This is a genomic window from Candidatus Thiodictyon syntrophicum (assembly GCF_002813775.1).
Classification (GTDB): Bacteria; Pseudomonadota; Gammaproteobacteria; order Chromatiales; family Chromatiaceae; genus Thiodictyon; species Thiodictyon syntrophicum.
In genome coordinates this window covers 1,157,261-1,174,640 of the sequence record NZ_CP020370.1, presented here as the reverse complement: position 1 = coordinate 1,174,640, position 17,380 = coordinate 1,157,261, and the positions used below count along the sequence as shown (strand labels likewise).

At 69.1% G+C, this 17,380-nt stretch carries 13 protein-coding genes; 9 read left to right on the top strand and 4 right to left on the bottom strand.

Features of this window, described 5'->3' with window-relative positions:
- Window positions 1–1,932 (top strand): monovalent cation:proton antiporter-2 (CPA2) family protein, encoded by a 1,932-nt coding sequence (locus THSYN_RS05170; protein ID WP_100918191.1) that lies wholly within the window; start codon window positions 1–3, stop codon window positions 1,930–1,932.
- 38 nt (window positions 1,933–1,970) lie between these two features.
- Here THSYN_RS05170 and THSYN_RS05165 read toward each other — a convergent pair whose 3' ends face one another.
- Together THSYN_RS05165 and THSYN_RS05160 are read right to left on the bottom strand one after the other, a co-directional pair.
- Entirely contained in the window at window positions 1,971–2,669 is a 699-nt protein-coding gene (locus THSYN_RS05165) for a VIT1/CCC1 transporter family protein (protein ID WP_100918190.1), read from the bottom strand.
- Window positions 2,670–2,680: 11 nt separating this feature from the next.
- Window positions 2,681–3,661, bottom strand: coding sequence for an aminoglycoside phosphotransferase family protein (locus THSYN_RS05160; RefSeq protein ID WP_100918189.1), 981 nt, complete (start codon window positions 3,659–3,661; stop codon window positions 2,681–2,683).
- A 356-nt stretch (window positions 3,662–4,017) separates the two neighbouring features.
- On the opposite strand from THSYN_RS05160, the gene THSYN_RS05155 reads away from it, so the two are divergent.
- From THSYN_RS05155 to THSYN_RS05130, 6 genes are all read left to right on the top strand, one after another.
- Window positions 4,018–6,924, top strand: coding sequence for an LPS assembly protein LptD (locus THSYN_RS05155; protein ID WP_236848798.1), 2,907 nt, complete (start codon window positions 4,018–4,020; stop codon window positions 6,922–6,924).
- Window positions 6,911–8,269, top strand: coding sequence for a peptidylprolyl isomerase (locus THSYN_RS05150; protein ID WP_100918188.1), 1,359 nt, complete (start codon window positions 6,911–6,913; stop codon window positions 8,267–8,269). The genes THSYN_RS05155 and THSYN_RS05150 overlap by 14 nt, the downstream gene beginning before the upstream one ends.
- Entirely contained in the window at window positions 8,247–9,275 is a 1,029-nt protein-coding gene (gene pdxA, locus THSYN_RS05145) for a 4-hydroxythreonine-4-phosphate dehydrogenase PdxA (RefSeq protein WP_100918187.1), read from the top strand. The genes THSYN_RS05150 and pdxA overlap by 23 nt, the downstream gene beginning before the upstream one ends.
- Window positions 9,276–9,331: 56 nt before the next feature.
- Complete coding sequence (locus tag THSYN_RS05140) at window positions 9,332–10,597, top strand: ATP-binding protein (RefSeq protein ID WP_100918186.1); 1,266 nt, start codon at window positions 9,332–9,334, stop codon at window positions 10,595–10,597.
- A 112-nt stretch (window positions 10,598–10,709) separates the two neighbouring features.
- Complete coding sequence (locus THSYN_RS05135) at window positions 10,710–11,054, top strand: HVO_A0114 family putative DNA-binding protein (protein WP_100918185.1); 345 nt, start codon at window positions 10,710–10,712, stop codon at window positions 11,052–11,054.
- 167 nt (window positions 11,055–11,221) lie between these two features.
- On the top strand, window positions 11,222–11,476 hold the full coding sequence (locus THSYN_RS05130) for a hypothetical protein (protein WP_100918184.1): 255 nt from the start codon (window positions 11,222–11,224) through the stop codon (window positions 11,474–11,476).
- 258 nt (window positions 11,477–11,734) lie between these two features.
- Here the strand turns inward: THSYN_RS05130 and THSYN_RS35695 are convergent, their stop codons facing one another.
- Together THSYN_RS35695 and THSYN_RS05120 are read right to left on the bottom strand one after the other, a co-directional pair.
- On the bottom strand, window positions 11,735–12,475 hold the full coding sequence (locus THSYN_RS35695; protein ID WP_236848917.1) for a formylglycine-generating enzyme family protein: 741 nt from the start codon (window positions 12,473–12,475) through the stop codon (window positions 11,735–11,737).
- 1,465 nt (window positions 12,476–13,940) lie between these two features.
- Entirely contained in the window at window positions 13,941–15,185 is a 1,245-nt protein-coding gene (locus THSYN_RS05120) for a metallophosphoesterase family protein (RefSeq protein ID WP_157817465.1), read from the bottom strand.
- 247 nt (window positions 15,186–15,432) lie between these two features.
- Here THSYN_RS05120 and THSYN_RS05115 point away from each other — a divergent pair, with 247 nt between their 5' ends.
- Window positions 15,433–16,242, top strand: coding sequence for an oxidoreductase (locus THSYN_RS05115; RefSeq protein WP_100918183.1), 810 nt, complete (start codon window positions 15,433–15,435; stop codon window positions 16,240–16,242).
- A 269-nt stretch (window positions 16,243–16,511) separates the two neighbouring features.
- Window positions 16,512–17,093 (top strand): Uma2 family endonuclease, encoded by a 582-nt coding sequence (locus THSYN_RS05110; RefSeq protein WP_100918182.1) that lies wholly within the window; start codon window positions 16,512–16,514, stop codon window positions 17,091–17,093.
- The last annotated feature ends 287 nt before the right edge of the window (window positions 17,094–17,380 follow it).

The window sequence follows — 17,380 nt, the reverse complement described above, 5'->3', positions numbered from 1 at the left end:
ATGGACGGTATCTGGTTCATCGCCTTCGTCTATCTCGCCGCCGCGGTGCTGGCGGTCCCGGTGGCCAACCGGCTGGGGCTGGGCTCGGTGCTGGGCTATCTGATCGCCGGCATCCTGATCGGTCCCGGGCTGGGCCTGGGTCTGGTGGGTCGGGAGACCCAGGACGTGCAGCAGGTCGCCGAGTTCGGGGTGGTGATGATGCTGTTTCTGGTGGGCCTGGAACTGGAGCCCCAGCGCCTGTGGGAGATGCGGCTGCGCTTGCTGGGGCTCGGCGGTCTCCAGGTCGGCCTGACCGCGCTCCTGATCGCCGCGGGCGCCGTGGCGCTGGGGCGCTACTGGGGCCTGGCGCTGGCCATTGGGCTGGTCTTCGCCATGTCGTCCACCGCCATCGTCCTCCAGACCTTGAGCGAAAAGGGCCTGACCAAGACCGAAGGCGGGCGCGCGTGCTTTGCCGTCCTGCTGTTCCAGGATATCGCGGTCATCGCCGTACTGGCCCTGATCCCGCTGCTGGCCCGGCCGGGCGGCTGGCGGGACGCCGCCGGCCACGCGGCCGCGGGGGCGGCGCCGGCCGCCCACGGTACCGCCACGCTGGTGGCCGGCCTGCCGGACTGGGGCTATGCCCTGGTGGTGCTGGGGGCGATCGCGGCCGTGGTGCTCGGCGGTCACTACCTGTCGCGGCCCCTGTTCCGTTTCATCGCCGACTCGCGGCTGCGCGAGGTCTTCACCGCCAGCGCCCTGCTGCTGGTCATCGGTACCGCGCTCCTGATGACGCTGGTGGGCCTCTCACCGGCGCTCGGCGCCTTCCTGGCCGGGGTGGTGCTGGCCAACAGCGAGTTCCGCCACGAACTGCAATCCGCCATCGAGCCCTTCAAGGGCCTGCTGATGGGGATCTTCTTCATCACCGTCGGGGCCGGGATCGATTTCGGCATCCTGTTCGCCGACTATGCCACCGTGCTCGGCCTGACGTTCGGGGTCATGGGGCTCAAGGCGGCGGTGCTGCTGGGACTGGCGCGGCTGTTCCGGCTGCCGGCGGGGGACGGCTGGCTGGTGGCCCTGAGCCTGGCCCAGGCCGGTGAGTTCGGCTTCGTGCTCCTGGCCTTCTGCGTGCAGAACGCCGTGATCCCGACGGCGCTCGCGCGGACCCTGTCGCTGGTGGTGGCGCTGTCCATGCTCCTGACCCCGGCGCTCTTCATCCTCTACGAGCGCCTGATCGCCCCGCGGCTGCGCACCGACGCAGACGAGCCGGCGCCGGACACCATCGATGAGCAGGGGGCGGTGGTCATCGCCGGGATCGGCCGCTTCGGCCAGGTCGTCAACAGCCTGCTGGTGGCGGCCGGGGTGCGCACCGTGGTACTGGACCACCGGGCCGAGCAGATCGACCTGCTGCGCAAGCTCGACATCAAGAGCTATTACGGGGACGCCTCCCGCCCGGACCTGCTGCACGCGGCCGGGATCGCGCAGGCGCGGCTCTTCATCGTCGCCATCGACGACCAGGACCGGGCGGTGGAGATGGTCGAGTATGTCCGGCGGACCTATCCGCAGGTCCGCATCCTGGCCCGTGCCTATGACGTCGGGCACATGTATCTGCTCAAGAAGGCGGGGGCCGACGTGGCGCTGCGGGAGGTCTACCATGGTTCTCTCAGCCTGGGCGCCGCGGCCCTGCGGCGGCTGGGGTTCCACCCCTACAAGGTGGAGCGGATGACCCGGGCCTTCCGCCGCCATCAGTCCGAGGGCCTGGACGGCATGTACGACCTGTGGGACCAGGACCCGGACATCGCCCGCAATCTGGCCCTGCAGGCACACATCCGCGCCTATGTCGGCTCGCTGCAGGACGCCCTGAACGCCGACCGCCGGGACCTGCACGACCGCACCGAGCGGGGCTGGACCCCGCCGCCCAAGGGCTTCGCCCAGGAGTTGGACGACGAGGCCTGAGCCCCGGGGCGGGACGGGGCATTCGGGTGCCGGCCCGTTCAGGCCACCGTCGTCCCCCAGAGCGCGCCGACCCCGGCCGTGACCGCCATCGCCAGGGCCCCCCAAAAGGTGACGCGCAGGGCGCCGACCGCCATCCCGGCCCCGCCGGCGCGGGCGGCCAAGGCGCCCAGCACCGCGAGGAAGACGAGCGAGGTACCGGCCAGCGCGGGGATCAGGTAGGCGCCGGGCGCAAGCACGGTGACCAGGAGCGGCTGGGCCGCGCCGACCGCAAAGCTCGCGGCGGACGCCAGGGCGGCCTGGATCGGGCGGGCGCTGAAGGTGTCGGTGATGCCGAGTTCGTCCCGGGCGTGGGCCCCCAGTGCGTCATGCGCCATGAGCTGTTCCGCCACCTGTTTTGCCAGGGCCGGCTCAAGCCCGCGCCCGACATAGATAGCCGCGAGTTCGCGGTCCTCGCCGCCGCGGTCGGCGGCGAGTTCCCGGCGCTCCTGTTCCAGTTCGGCCGCCTCGCTGTCGGCCTGCGAGTGCACCGAGACGTACTCCCCGGCCGCCATGGACATGGCCCCGGCCACCAGGCCCGCGATCCCGGTGGCGAGCAGGGTTTCCGGGGCCGCATGGGCGGCGGCCACCCCCAGCAACAGGCTGCCGGTGGAGACGATCCCGTCGTTGGCACCCAGGACCGCGGCGCGCAGCCAGGCGATACGTGCGGTGCGGTGGTGCTCCCGATGCTTCGGCCGCATGATTCAAACCGCTACAGCACCGGAACCACCCGCCCGGTCAGCAGCCGGTCGAGGTCGGCCAGCTCCGGGTAGCGGGCGGCGACCTCCCGGACATAGCCCAGGGTGCGCGGGATATCGTTCAGGTAGCCGGGTTTGCCGTCGCGGTGATGCAGGCGCGCGAAGATACCGCAGGCCTTCAGGTGCCGTTGGGCGCCCATGAGGTCGAACCAGCGCATGAACCGGTCGGGGTCCAGCGCCGGGAGCAGGCCGGAGGCGACGGCGCCGTCCAGATAGCCCAGGGCCCAGCCGGTGACCCGGGCGGCGGGCCACTGGATGTAGCAGTCCTTGAGCAGGGACACCAAGTCATAGGTGACGGGTCCGACCACGGCGTCCTGGAAGTCGAGGATGCCCGGGCCCGGCGCCTGCGTGATCATCAGGTTGCGGGAGTGATAGTCGCGATGGACGCAGACCCGGGGCTGTTCCAGGGCGGCGGCGACCAGGGATTCACAGGCCCCGTCCCAGTCGGCCTGGTCTCCCGGTGAGAGTGCGAGCCCCAGGTGGCGGCCGAGAAACCATTCGCGGCAGATCTCAAGCTCGCGCAGCAGGAAGGGCGCGTCATAGACCGGCAGGCCCTCTTGGGGGCCGCGCGCCTGGATGACCGCCAGGGCGGCGAGCGCGTCGGCGTAGAGCCGGTCGGCGTTCTGGGCGTCGAGTTCCGCCAGGTAGAGTCGGTCGCCCAGGTCCGAGAGGGCAAGGAAGCCGCGGGCCCGGTCCTCGGCAAAGATCTCGGGGGTGTGCAGACCGATGGCACGCAGGCGCCGCGCCAGGTCCACGAAACGGCCGCAATCCTCCTGGGCCGGCGGGGCGTCCATCAGGACCAGGGTGTGGCCCGGGTAACGCGCCCGCCAGTAGCGGCGAAAGCTCGCATCGGCGCTGGCCGCTTCCAGCGTGAAGTCGTCCCGGCCCAGGACCGCGACCAGCCATTGTCTCAACAAGTCGTGCCGTTCGCTCAAACTGAACTCCTGGTGGTGGTGGGCGAGAGCCCGGGTACGCTGTCGTTGTCGTTGTCGTTGTCGTTGTCGTTGTCGTAATCGTGGTCGGATTATTCGATTACGACAACGACAACGACGCCCGGTCCGTGAGAACGTCCGGTAGTTGTAGGGTACGCGATGCGTACCCTACGATATGTAAGTTAACACATCAGTTCTGATCAGACCCCCCGATTGCCGATCCCGGCGCAATGTGACACGGTTGCGGCTAAATCCCAACCCCCAAGGAGCCGGTCGGCGCTTTGTGTGACGACGGCGCCGCGGAACCGGGTACCATGGTAGCCCCGCGGGAACCGATCCGCGCCGACAACCCTATTATCGTGCGTCCCCTAGCCGTCGCGCTCACCCTCCTCCTTGCCGCGTTCAGCGGGTCCCGTGCCGCGGGTCCCCCGGACAGCCCGTGGGACTGCGCCGGACCCGTCGGCGCGGCCGGGATCGTCGCGGGCGGGGGCAAGACCTGGGATTGCCGGGCCGCGGAGACCCTCGTGGGGGTGGCCGCCGCCGGGCCGCCCGCCGCGGGGTCAGCGGCGCTACCCGGCGCGGGACCCGCGGACGGCGCGGACGGGAACCCGGACGGCGCCGCCGCGGTCCCCGGCCCGGTACCAGCCGCCCCGCAAAGCAAGACTGAACCCAATACCGAGCCCGATACAGTCCCGGGTGACGAGCCCCTGCCGCGCCCGGATACCGAGGTGCCCCCACCCGCCGGTGCGCTCGGCGGGACGCCCCCCGGCGGCACCCCCGCGGTCGCGGCCGACCCGATCCCCGCCCAGCCGCCGACGCCCCCGCCGCCGGTGGAGCCGCCCCGCCCGCCCGCCTGGCCCCCGGGCGAGGAGCCGGAGTCCACGCACCTGACCCTGCCCATCCCCGTGGTCGTGGACCCGGCGCGGCAGGACTATAGCGGCCCCTCGCCCTGGGTGTTGCCGCCGTTGGACCGGGCCAGCCCGCCGGCGGCTGATACGCCGCGGGTGGACGCGGCGCTCGGTGCCTTGCCGGTGGCGGCCCCGCGCGACGACTACGAGCGGCTCTATGCCGGGCTGCCCTGGGATCAGTGCGGGCTGCGCGTCGCCGGCAAGCGCCCCGGCGGCAAGTGGGGCCTGGGCGTCGGCAAGGGCGCCAAACCGGCGGCCGACGCCCAGGTCCCGGTCGAGGTCGTCGCCGACCGGGCCGACTATGACCGCGACCGCGAGGTCGTCCAACTGCAGGGCGGGGTCGTGATCATCCAGGGCGACCAACGCCTGGAGGCGGACCACTCCAGCTATGACCGCAAGAGCGGCGTGGCGAACGCGGCCGGCAAGGTCTATCTCGACTACCCGGGGGCGCGCCTGCAGGCCGACACCGCCAACTACAACCTGCAAACCAAGCAGGGTCAGCTCGACGACGTCCATTACCGCCTCTCGGGTGCCATCAACGTGCGCGGCACCGCCGCCACGGCGAACCTCCTGCCCGGGGAGATCAGTCGCTATCGGGATGTGGTCTACACCACCTGTCCCCCAGGGTATTCCGATTGGTCTATCCGTGCCCGCGACCTGGAACTCAATCAGGTGGAGGGTATGGGTACCGCCCGTCACGCCCGGCTGCAGCTCGGTGACCTGCCATTGATCTACACCCCTTACCTGCGCTTCCCGATCGATAACCGGCGGCGCAGCGGCTTCCTGATCCCCCAAGTCGGGTCCGGCAACAACACCGGCACTGATATCATCCTGCCTTATTACTGGAACATCGCCCCCAATCTGGACGCGACCCTCTACCCGCGGTACATGAGCACCCGGGGCCTGATGCTCGGCGCCCAGATACGGGGCCTGACGAAGTTCGGGAGCGCCGAGTACACCGGCGAGGTGTTGCCCCACGATGACGAGAACCCACAGGCCGGCGTGCGCTGGGGCCAGCGGCTGACCGAGTCCGCCGTGTTCGGCGGTCGCTGGTCGACCAATATCGATTACAGCGCGGTGTCCGACGACGAATTTCTCACGGACTTCGGCAACAATCTGGACATCACGAGCCTGGTCAACCTGGTGCAGCGCGGCTCTATCACTTATGCCGCCAAGGGTTACAGCGTATCCGGCTGGGTCCAGAACTTCCAGACGGTCGCCCCGGGGGTCCTGCCCATCAACCGCCCCTATGAGCAACGCCCCCATGTCCAGTTGGACTTGACGCCGCTGCGTTGGGGGCCTGCGGAGTTTACCTTTCAAGACCAATACGACTACTTTTACAACCCCGCCAAGGTCTATGGAAGCCGCAATGTGCTGCTGTCCTCATTGCGCCTGCCCCTGCGCCGCAGCTTCGGTTACGTGATCCCGCAGTTGCGTCTCTACGCCACCGGCTACGCCTTGGACAACGAGGCGCCGGGGACGCCGGCCCAGCAATCCTTCGTGATCCCGAGCCTGAACCTGGATACCGGGCTGATCTTCGAGCGCGACACCAACTGGTTCGGCAAGTCGGTGCTGCAGACACTGGAGCCGCGCCTGTACTATGTCCTGACGCCCTACGCCGATCAGTCCGACACCCCGCTGTTCGACACCACCTTGCTGACCTTCAGTTACGCCAGCCTGTTCCGGCCCAATCGCTTCACCGGGTATGATCGTATCGGCGATGAAAACCGACTCACCATCGGCCTGACCTCCCGGACCCTGGGCGGGGAGGACGGCCGCGAGTGGTTCCGGGCCAGCCTGGGTCAGATCCTTTATTTTGCCCCGCGCCGGGTGCAACTCACCGGGGTGACGGCGCAGGAGAACTCCAGTTCCTCGGTGGCCGGTGAACTGTCGGTGAATCCGGCCGCGGGCTGGCTCGCCCGCGCCAGCTTTCAGTGGGACCCGCACCTCGCGCAGAACCAGTGGGAGCAGCGCGTGTTGCAGTTGCGCTATGCCCCGGGCGATGATCGCGTGGTCAACCTGTCCTATCGCTACAGCCTGGGCGCGAGCGAGCCCGAGCGCTACGAGAATGCCGACCTCTCCTTCCGCCTGCCGCTGACCCCGCGGGTCGGGGTGGTCGGGCGCTGGCTCTATTCGCTGCTGCAGGACGATACCGTGGAGGCCTTCGCCGGCATCGAGTTCGGTCGTTGTTGCTGGCGGGTACGGCTCCTCGGGCGTCACTTAAAGACCAGCGCGACCAGCGTCGGCAATACCAGCGTCATGTTGGAACTGGAGCTTGCAGGTTTGGGCTCCTTCGGCGACAAGATCGATAAACTCCTGGAACAAAGAATCTATGGCTATGGCTATGACTCGGACTGAACACAGTGCCCGGCCGGGACCGCTTCCCGGCGCCGCGACGGTGCTGACGTGGGTGGTCGCCGGACTGCTCGGCCTGGGCTTGGGCGCTGCCGGGTCGCGCGCGACGGCGGGCGAGCCGCTGGACTCGATCGTCGCCGTCGTCAACAACGACGTGGTGGTGCAGAGCGAGCTGACCCATGAGATCAGCGTGACGGTGCCCCAACTCCAGCAGCAGGGGACCCCGGTGCCGCCGCCGGAGCAATTGCGCAAGCAGGTCCTGGAGCGACTGATCCTCAAGCGGCTCCAGCAGCAGCGCGCCAGGCAACTCGGCATCAAGGTGGACGATGCCGCCCTGACCACGGCCATCCAGGGGATCGCGAGCCGTAACGGACTCACCATCGAGGAGCTCAAGGCGACGCTGGAGAGCGGCCAGGTCCGCTTCGAGGACTTCCGTGAGGACACACGGATGCAGATCATCACCGCCCGGCTGCAAAGCCAGGAGGTCATGAGCAGTATCCAGGTCACCGACCAGGAGATCGCGCGCTTCCTGGAAAAGGAGAAGGGTAAACTGATGCCGCGCGAGCAGGTGCGGCTCCAGCACATCCTGATCGCCCTGCCGGATCAGCCCAGCCCCGCCCAGGTCGAAGCGGCCCAGACCAAGGCCAAACAACTGGTGGCCAAACTGCGCGGCGGGGCCGACTTCGCCGCGGTGGCGGCGGCCAGTTCCGAGGGACGCACCGCCCTGGAGGGCGGGGATCTCGGGTGGTTCGAGATGGCGGCCGTCCCGAGCCTGGTGGCCGATCGCGCCCAGACCATGGCCAAGGGCGACATCACCGACCCGATCCGCACCCCCACCGGCTTCAACATCATCCGCATGGCGGACATCAAGGGCGGGCTCCCGGGCAACGTCACCCAGTCCAAGGCGCGCCACATCCTGGTGCGCACCAGCGAGATGGTCTCCGATGCGGACGCCAAGACCCGCCTCGGGCAGTTGCGCAGCCGCATCGTCGGCGGCGACGACTTCGCGAACCTCGCCCGTGCCCACTCCGATGACACGGGCTCCGCGCTCAAGGGCGGCGAGCTGGGCTGGGTCAGCCCGGGTGACACGGTGCCGGAATTCGAGAAGGCCATGAGCGCCCTGGCCATCGGTGAGGTGAGTGAGCCGTTCAAGAGCCCCTTCGGTTGGCACCTGATGCAGGTGCAGGAACGCCGCACCCAGGACACCACCGAGGAGTTGCTGCGGATCAAGGCGCGGGAGGCGATCCAGCGGCGCAAGGGGGATGAGGCGACGGATGCCTGGCTGAAACGGCTGCGCGACGAGGCCTATGTGGAGGTGCGTCAAGATGGCGCCCGCGTCAAGCCCTGAACGGCGCCCGCCCGGGCGCACGGCACCGGTCCTGCCGCGGCTCGCGCTGACCCCGGGGGAGCCAGCCGGGATCGGCCCGGATCTCCTGGTCCGCCTGATCCAGACGCCCCAGCCCGCCCAGTTGGTCGCGGTCGCCGACCCGGCGCTGCTCACCGGGCGCGCCCGGGCGCTCGGGCTGCCGCTCACCTGTCTGGAGTATGAGCCCGACAGCCCCCGCGAACCCAGCCCGCCGGGGACCCTGTGGGTGCGCCCGGTCCCGCTGGCCGCGGCCGTGAAACCTGGCCGACTCGATCCCGCCAACGCCCCCTATGTGCTCGCGACGCTCCGGGTCGCCTGTGACCTCTGTCTCACCGGCGCCCTGGACGCCCTGGTCACCGGGCCCGTCCACAAGGGCATCATCAACGACGCCGGCATCCCCTTCACCGGCCACACCGAGTTCCTGGCGCAGCAGTGCGCGGCGCAACCGGTGATGTTGCTCGCCACGCCCGGTCTGCGCGTCGCCCTGGTCACCACCCATCTGCCCCTGAGTCAGGTCGCCGCGGCGATCACCGCCCCCCTGCTGACCCAGGTCATCGAGATCCTCCACCGTGACCTGGTCGCGCGTTTCGGTATCCCCGCGCCGCGCATCCTGGTCTGCGGACTCAACCCCCACGCGGGCGAGGGCGGACACCTGGGGCACGAAGAGATCGAGGTCATCACCCCAGTGCTCGAGACCCTGCGCGGGCGCGGCTGGGACCTGCAAGGCCCGCTGCCCGCCGACACCGCCTTCGTCCCGGAGCGCCTGACCGGCGCGGACGCGGTGCTCGCCATGTACCACGACCAGGGCCTGCCGGTACTCAAACACCTGGGCTTCGGCCAGGCCGTCAACGTCACCCTCGGGCTGCCGATCATCCGCACCTCCGTGGACCACGGCACCGCGCTCGACCTCGCCGGGACCGACCGGGCCGACCTGGGGAGCCTGCGGGCGGCGATTGCCATGGCGGTAGAGATGGTCCGCGGCGGGTAGGCGCGTAGGATGGGTAGAGCGCAGCGAAACCCATCTCGCACAACGCAGGCCATCGCATGAACATCGAGCGTCTGTTGCAGCGTATTCGTCTGGGTGAGGACTCCACCCTGGAGTTGAAACAGGTCAGGCTGCGGGCCGGCGGCAAGACGATCGAGCCCCATGCCGATGGCCTCTCCGATGAACTGGCCGCCCTGGGCAATGCGCATGGCGGCACCCTGGTCCTCGGGGTCGATGACCAGACCAAAGAGGTCAGCGGCATCCCGCTGGAGCATCTGGACGGGGTCGAGGCCTGGCTGACGGCCATCTGCACCGACCGCATCAGGCCGCCGCTGGAGGTCGTCACCCATCACCTGGAACTGCCCGGCCCTGCCGGGCAGCCGCGGGCGGTGATCGTCGCCGAGGTGCCGCGCAGCCTCTGGGTACACGAGAGCGCCAACGGCTATTTCCGGCGCGTCGGCCACGCCAAGCGCAAGCTCACCCCGGATGTATTGGCGCGATTGTTCCAACAACGCAGCCAGGCGCGCCTGATCCGTTTCGAGGAGCAGGAGGTGCCGGCCATCGACTTTAAGGACCTCGATCCGTTGTTGGTCAATCGCTTCATGATCGACGGCCAAGGAGACGCCGCGCTTCAGCTTCAGCGATTGCACCTGGTGAAGGAGTCCGACGAGGGGCCGCGCCCCACCGTCGCCGGCGTGCTGCTCTGCACCCTGGACCCGCAGCGCCGGCTGCGCAATGCCGAGATTATCGCAGTGGCCCATGCCGGCCTCGTCAACGACCCCAATGAGCAGGTGGACGCCCAGGAGATCCAGGGGCCGCTCGATCGGCAAATCTGGGACGCCATTCACTTCGTGCGCCGCAACATGCGCACCCCCGCCCGCAAGCCGCTGGGCCGCATCGACTACCCCCAGTACGACCTGGCCGCGGTCTTCGAGGCCATCGTCAACGCCGTCGCCCACCGCGACTACTCGCGCCACGCGCAGCGCATCCGGCTCTTCCTGTTCGCTGACCGGCTGGAGATCTATACCCCGGGCGCGCTCCCCAACTCCATGACCATCGCCTCCATGAGCGCCATCTCGGCACCCAGGAACGAGGTGATTGCCAGCCTGTTCGCCCGCTATTACCCGGTGGAGGAGCCTCTGTTCGGCAAACACCAGTTGATGGACCGACGCGGCTCCGGCGTGCGTATGATCCTGGAGCGCAGCGAGGCACTATCCGGCCGGCGGCCGGTGTACGAGAACCTGGAGGATATGGAATTGCTGTTGACGATCTATGCGGCGGCGGGGCCGGCAAACCGGATGCCGGGCGACGAGGAATCCGGTTGAGCCTTAGGTCCAATCCTCGGAGTTCCGGCGGCATTCCTTGACAAGGCCCGCGGCGCTGTTGATCCTTACCCCCCATGAAGGCGCAAGAACTGCTGAACGAGCGGGAACTGAGATGAACGCGGTCACCATTGGCGTGTCCAGCCGTGACGAGACCAACGCCCGCTTCCTGCGCGCCATGGCCGGCGAGCCGCAAGGCGCCTGGCGTACCTTCGCGAGCGTCGCCGATCTGTGGCGGACCCTGACGCCGAAACGCTGGGCGCTCCTGTCGGCGCTGGCCGGCGCCGGGCCGGTCAGCGTGCGCGAGGCCGCGCACCGGGTCGGCCGTGAGGTGAAGGCGGTCCATGCCGATGTGCAGGTATTGCTGAACGCCGGGCTGCTGGAGAAGACCGCCGCGGGGGCGATCGAGTTTCCCTTCGATGCGGTGCATGTGGATTTCATGTTACGCGCCGCGTCTTAGGGCCGCAGGAGCGTAGGACGGTAGGGCGGAACGCCGCAGGCGGTTCCGCCACTGGCGGTTGGGCCTACGCGGGTTTGACCTGACGTCGTCCGCCAAAACGCCGGAACCGCCTGCGGCGTTCCGCCCTACGCGGGCTGTTCGGCGACCGCGCCGAAGAACTCGTGCGGATGCGGGACCTGATCGCCGACTGGCTGGAGTGCGAACGGGGGCTGAGGCTCAAGGACCCGGGGGCGGAGCCGCTGGACAACCGGCTGCCCGCGGTCTTCCTGGGCTTTCGCATCAGCCGGGCCGGCATGGGTCCTGGGCCCAAGGCCGTACGCCGACTGCGGCGCCGGTTACGCCAGGCCGACGGCCTGGACCCCGCGCACTTGGCGCGCAGCCTGTTGGCGTTTCGCGGCATGTGGGGCGCCTTGGGCGGCTGACCGTAGGGTCCGCTGCGCGGCCCGCCGCCCGCAGCGCCCCAGCGCCACGGCGCCACGGCGCCACGGCGGATTCCGCGGCTCCGGTTGGTCGCGCGGGTCCCCGGTCCGCACAGCGGACCCTACGCCGGGTGCACAGCGGCGGGAGGCGTTGTCAGTGTCATTCACACTGACACTGACAAAATGTCAGTCAGTGTCAAACGCAAACGGACCGCTCCGCGGTCCGTTGGAAGAAGAAGAAAGGGTCGAAGGATCGAAGGGTCAAGGCTGGCGGGGCGCGGCCAGGACGCAGCGGAACCCGATGGTCCGGACCCGGACCCTGGGCACGACCCAGTTCCGGTCCGAGGAGCGCAGGAACCTGGCCCTGAAGACGAAAGCACCGCCGCGCAGCACGCGCGACGACCCGACTTCCCGTTTGCCCTCAGCATAGAAATCGTCGCACCACTCCCAGCAGTTGCCGGCCAGGTCCTCCAGACCAAGCGGTACCTGCGCCGACCGAGGGAAGAGCCCGACCGGGGAGGTCACCCCAAGACCCGCCGCGTCGCTGTTGCAGATCCCGTCCTCCCACTTGCCGCCCCAGGGGTATTCATAACCCTGCGGTCCACGGGCAGCGGCCTCCCATTCCCGCTCGCGGGGCAGCCGCCCGCCGGCCCAGCGGCAGAAGGCGTCGGCCTCCCAGAAGGAGACACCCACCACCGGCTGGTTGGCGGTGTTGAAGCGACTGTCCTGCCAATACGGGGGCAGGTCCACGGACCCGGCCTCACGCCAGGCCCATCCGTCCGTGGACCACCAGCGCGCCTCCCGGTAGCCGCCGTCCGCGATGAAGATCCCATACTGGCCGTTGGTCACCGGGTAACGGCCGATCCGGAAGGGCTCTTTGATCTCCCGCTGACCTTCCTGCCAGGCATAGCGGCCGGCCGGGACCAGGACGAAACCCTGCCCCTGCCAGGCCGGGTCGCGCGGGTCGCCAAGACGCGGGTCGCCGACCAGTCCCAGGACCATCCCCAGCCGGAACCGGTCCTTGACTGCAATCTCATCGGCGATGACCCCGAGTGCCAGGTCCGCATAGCGGTCTTGGAGACCCAGCAGGTTGAGGCCCTTGCGCTTCAGCATCTCGATCCAGTCGGCGCAGACCACCGCAGGGGCGGGGTTGGCGCGGACCGCGGCGCGCTCCTGGGTGGCCAGCAGTGCGGCGGCGGCCTCCAGTGCCCATTGCTCGCCGTTGCGCTCCAGCATCCGGCCGAACAGGAAGCTCAGCGTGGGCCGCCACTCGGGGACCGGGGCGCGCGCGGCGACGACGGCCGTGAACCAGTCGGGCTCACGGCGGGTGCGCGCCAGGTGCTCGGCGGCCAGGAACTCCTGGAAGCTCAGGTGATAGAAGCCGGCCTTGCCGGTCCCGCGATCGAGCAACAGGCCGGAGCGGGCGAGCAGTTCGTCGCGGCGCTCAAAGGCGGCGGTGGTGCCCGCCTCGGTGGCCGGGTTGACGCCGGCATAGTCGGTCAGGATGCGCTCCACCTCCTCCAGGCTCACGGCCGCCTCCGGCGTCACGCGCTGCAACTGGATCGCGGCCCCGGTGTGCATCCCGAGCGCGATGGCGCCCAGGCGCCCGCGCACGGCGGCACGCTCGTTGTCCGCGTCCCGGTAGCGGTTGAAGAGTACGTTGTTGACCAGCTTGTCGTAGAGGTCGTGACGGTCCTGGGGCAGTCGGCGGCCCTCGCCGTAGCGCACGCACAGGGCGGTCAGGAGCATGGGGTTGCGCTTCAAGTCTTGCAGGTCCGGGCGGTCGGCCAGGTGGTCGATCAGGCCGCGGGCCTTGGCCTCGCCCTGCGGCGGGTCGGCGGCGGCGTACCAGCGGCGGATGAAGAGCGCCTGGAGGTCTTGGTCCAGCGCGGCCAGCGGTGCCTCGGGCAGGTGCAGACGGTGCAGGTCCGCCGGCGTCAGGCCGTAGGGGCGGCTGGTGAGCAGCAGACGGTTGCCGGCCCGCATCCAATCGTCCAGCCCGTGCGCGAGCGCGGCGAGCAGACAGGCGCGCGGGCAGGTCCGCCGCTCGCCCTCGCCGTGGACGATCGGGACCTCGTCGATCCCGTCCAGGATGAGCAGGCAGCGGCCGGCGCCGAGCAGCGTGGTGAAGGTCGCCGCGTCCAGGCGCCCGCCGGACCATTCGGCAAGCCACTGACCCAGCGCGGCGCTCAAGGCGGCCGGGCTCAGGTGGTGGCCGCCGGGCGTGAGGGGCAGCGCGGGCCAGAAGTCCCGCAGCGGGACCAGGACCGGCAGGCGCTCGCGCAGTGGGGCGGGGAAGGTCTCGCGGTAGGCGTCCGGCTCGGCGATGGGGTGGGCGGGCAAGGCGCCGCCGGCCGTGACCAGGGCGAGCCAGCGGCAGAAGGTGGACTTGCCGGCGCCGGGGTCACCGGGGCAATAGAGCGACTCCTCGCCCAGGCGGTGCAGCAGCAGTTCGTGTTGCGGCCGGTCATCCGGCCGCCCGTCCGGCGCGCTCGGGTTCGGCGCCGCCGCGGCGTGCCGGGCGGGCGTGATGGCGGGGACATAGACCTGGCTGAGCTGGGTGGGGTGTTGCGTCTGGGCCTCCAGACCCAGGAGTTCGACTGCTTCGTACTGGCGGCGCAACCAGTGGAGATAGGCGGCGGGGGGTGAAGGGGGAAGGATGAGGGATGAGGGATGAGGGATGAAGGATGAGAGCGTCGGCGGGGGTGGCCAGGCTTGGGGGCGGTGTGGGGTCCGGGGGGAAATCGGCCTGGCCGTCGGGGCAACCGGGCTGGTTGCGGTCGACCTGCCAGGCGCCCTTGTTCCAGGTGCGGAACTTCACCCGCACCCGCCGGGGTTGCGGCGAGAGTTCGATCCACTGGAAGGCATTGGGGTACCGGCTGCCGTCGTAGACGCAGCCGGCGGCCAGTTCCAGATAGGCGCGGGCCGGGTCCGCGGGGCGGACCAGGGCCGCCTCGCCCTCGTGCAGGTGCCCGCGCAGCACGAGATCCCGATGCAGGTGGATCAACTGGCGCGCCTCGTGGGTGTCGAACTCGGCCAGGTAGTCCCAGGGGTGGTGCAGCAGGGCCAGGCGCCAGTGCGCCCCTTCGCCGTCCGGGTGCAAAACGGTCTGGTTGATCTGGTAGCGGCCAAGGAGCAGGCGTCCGCGGTCGGTATCGCCGCAGGCCATCCAGGCGGAGCCGAGCCCGGCCGCGTGTAGGCGCTGGCCGCGGATCTGGAAGGTACTTTGCCACCAGGGCAGGGGCTGATCGGCGCCCAGCCACTCCGAGTAGAAGACGAGATAGGCGTCGTGGCGCCGCAGTAGACCCGCACGCCCGTGGTCGTCGCGCAGCAGGTCGGCGACTGCCTCCTGTGATCGCTCCTCGAGCAAGCCGTCCTGCATGAAGCGCACGCCCTTGCCGACCAGGCCCCGATCCGCGTCGTGATTGCCGGGGACCAGCAGCAGCCGGTCGCGGTCCAGCGGCGCGGCCGGGTCCCGGGTGAGGGCGGGCCATAGCTCCCGTTCCAGCCAGATGCGCGCCGCCGCGTACTCATCCTTGCCGCCGGCGAAGGCCAGGTCCCCGGTGATGACCACCAGGTCCGGTGCCAGTCCGCCGCGCACCTCCGCGGCGATGTAACCGGTCAGTGCCCGCAGGACCGGGTCCGAGTCCCAGTGGGTCCGGCCGCGAAAGTGCAGATCGGAGAGGTGGAGGAGTCGCACCGGCTCGCACATGCTGATGATCCGTCGTCGTTGCTCAGATACCGAGGTCGCGCGCGCAAGGCTACCGGGCGGCGGCGGGCAACGCAATGCGGGCGGGCTGCGGCGCAGTCCACCGCAGCACGCGCTGCCGCTGGTGGGCTGCGCTGCGCTTGTCCACCCGACGCTGCCGCGTGGTCGAAAGCATGACCAGGGCGCGCGGCGGATTGCGGACCCGATGGTATAGAATCCGGCGCACCGGCCTTTGCAACGGAGCCTTCCGATGTCCGCATTATTCGAACCCTTCACGCTCAAGGGCGTGACCCTGCGCAACCGTATCGCCGTGCCGCCGATGTGCCAGTACATGGCGGTCGACGGACTGATCAACGAATGGCACCGGGTCCATCTGGCGGGGCTGGCGCGCGGCGGTGCCGGGCTGGTCATCACGGAGGCGACGGCGGTGTCCCCGAAGGGCCGGATCACCCCGGGGTGCGCCGGGATCTGGAACGATACGCTGGCGCAGGCCTTCGCACCCGTGGTCGCGTCGATCAAGGCGGCGGGCGCGGTGCCGGGCATCCAGATCGCCCATGCCGGGCGCAAGGCGAGCGCGAACCGGCCCTGGGAGGGTGACGACCATCTCGCCGCGGGGGACCCGCGCGGCTGGCCGACCATCGCCCCCTCGGCGATCGCCTTCGGCGTCATCGAGTATGACGGGCGCGATGAGGAGACGCTGGCCGAGGCCATCGAGCTGGCAAGAGGGTTCAAGGCTGAAGGGCTGGACCTGCTGAGCGTCAGCGTGGGCTTCTCGACGCCGACCGCGAACATCCCCTGGGCGCCCGCCTTCCTGGCGCCGATTGCGCAGCGCGTGCGCCGCGAGGCGGGACTGCCGGTGGCGTCGGCCTGGGGGATCGATACGCCGGAACTGGCCGAGGGTGTGGTGCGGGATGGCCAGCTCGATCTGGTAATGGTGGGCCGGGCGCACCTGGCCGATCCGCATTGGCCCTATTATGCCGCCCGCACACTCGGGATCGATCGCCCGGCCTGGGTGCTCCCGGCACCCTATGCACATTGGCTGGAGCGCTATCGCGACTGATGTCGCGGGATGGCGTGAGGACTGCTTTTTCCAGCTTGACCGCCTGAGTGACGAGTCACGAACAAGTCAAATACAATCGTTGTCGTTGTCGTAATCGTGGTCGTAATCGGAGAAGCGATGCGATTCGGGGTGCGAGAAAATCCGGGGCACTACGATAACCTGGATTACGAAAACGACAACGACAACGACAACGACAACGACGCCAAGAGTATACGCTAATGCGCTTGGCTAACTTATCAGTTAACCATTCCTTACCCTGGAGTAGCCCCATGTTACCGCAACCAAAACCCATCCTGACCTTCGACGATTGGCTGGCGACCGAGCGCGCGGCGATCGAGGAGCGCAGCGAGTACATCGACGGCGAGGTCTTCGCCATGACCGGGGCACGGGAACAGCACAACCTGATCGTGACCAATCTGATCGGCGAGTTGCACCCGCAGATGAAGGGCCGTCCCTGCCGTATCTATGCCAATGACATGAAGGTCCGCATCCGCACCGCCAATGCCGGCACCTATCCGGACCTGGTCGCCCTGTGTGGCGAGCACGAGTTCCTCGACGAGCGGCGTGACCTGCTGCTCAACCCGTCCCTGATCGTCGAAGTCCTGTCCAACTCCACCGAGGCCTATGACCGAGGGGGCAAGTTTGCGATCTATCGCCGGATTCCGAGCCTCACGGAATATCTGCTGGTCTCCCAGTACCGGGTCGCGGTGGAACTGTTCAGCCGGGGGGCGGACGACCGCTGGACCCTCAGTGAGTTCACTGCCCTCGATGCAACCGTGACCCTGGCCAGCGTCGGCTGCACCCTGACCCTGGCGGAGATCTATGACAAGGTGGACCTGGAGCCCGTCTGAACCTCAGACCACGGCGCCCGTAGGAACGGTTCACTGATAAGTTAAACAAGTTCATTAGGGAATGCTTGCCGCGTCGTTGTCGTTGTCGTTGTCGTAATCGAGGCTATCGTAGCGCCCCGGATTCTCTCGCACGCCAAATTGCGTCGCTTCTTCGATTACGATTACGACAACGACAACGACAACGAACGTGTTTGTGTTTAACTTATTCCAGACTCGTTACTTACCGTGAAAGTCAGGCCGGGACCCGGTGGGAGCGGCTTCAGCCGCGACGCGACCGCGCAAGCAGC

Coding starts and splice junctions, on each gene's coding strand:
- THSYN_RS05170 (WP_100918191.1), top strand. CDS start 1: ATGGACGGTATCTGGTTCATCGCCTTCGTCTATCTCGCCGCCGCGGTG.
- THSYN_RS05165 (WP_100918190.1), bottom strand. CDS start 2,669: ATGCGGCCGAAGCATCGGGAGCACCACCGCACCGCACGTATCGCCTGG.
- THSYN_RS05150 (WP_100918188.1), top strand. CDS start 6,911: ATGACTCGGACTGAACACAGTGCCCGGCCGGGACCGCTTCCCGGCGCC.
- pdxA (WP_100918187.1), top strand. CDS start 8,247: ATGGCGCCCGCGTCAAGCCCTGAACGGCGCCCGCCCGGGCGCACGGCA.
- THSYN_RS05140 (WP_100918186.1), top strand. CDS start 9,332: ATGAACATCGAGCGTCTGTTGCAGCGTATTCGTCTGGGTGAGGACTCC.
- THSYN_RS05135 (WP_100918185.1), top strand. CDS start 10,710: ATGAACGCGGTCACCATTGGCGTGTCCAGCCGTGACGAGACCAACGCC.
- THSYN_RS05130 (WP_100918184.1), top strand. CDS start 11,222: ATGCGGGACCTGATCGCCGACTGGCTGGAGTGCGAACGGGGGCTGAGG.
- THSYN_RS35695 (WP_236848917.1), bottom strand. CDS start 12,475: ATGGTCCTGGGACTGGTCGGCGACCCGCGTCTTGGCGACCCGCGCGAC.
- THSYN_RS05120 (WP_157817465.1), bottom strand. CDS start 15,185: ATGTGCGAGCCGGTGCGACTCCTCCACCTCTCCGATCTGCACTTTCGC.
- THSYN_RS05115 (WP_100918183.1), top strand. CDS start 15,433: ATGTCCGCATTATTCGAACCCTTCACGCTCAAGGGCGTGACCCTGCGC.
- THSYN_RS05110 (WP_100918182.1), top strand. CDS start 16,512: ATGTTACCGCAACCAAAACCCATCCTGACCTTCGACGATTGGCTGGCG.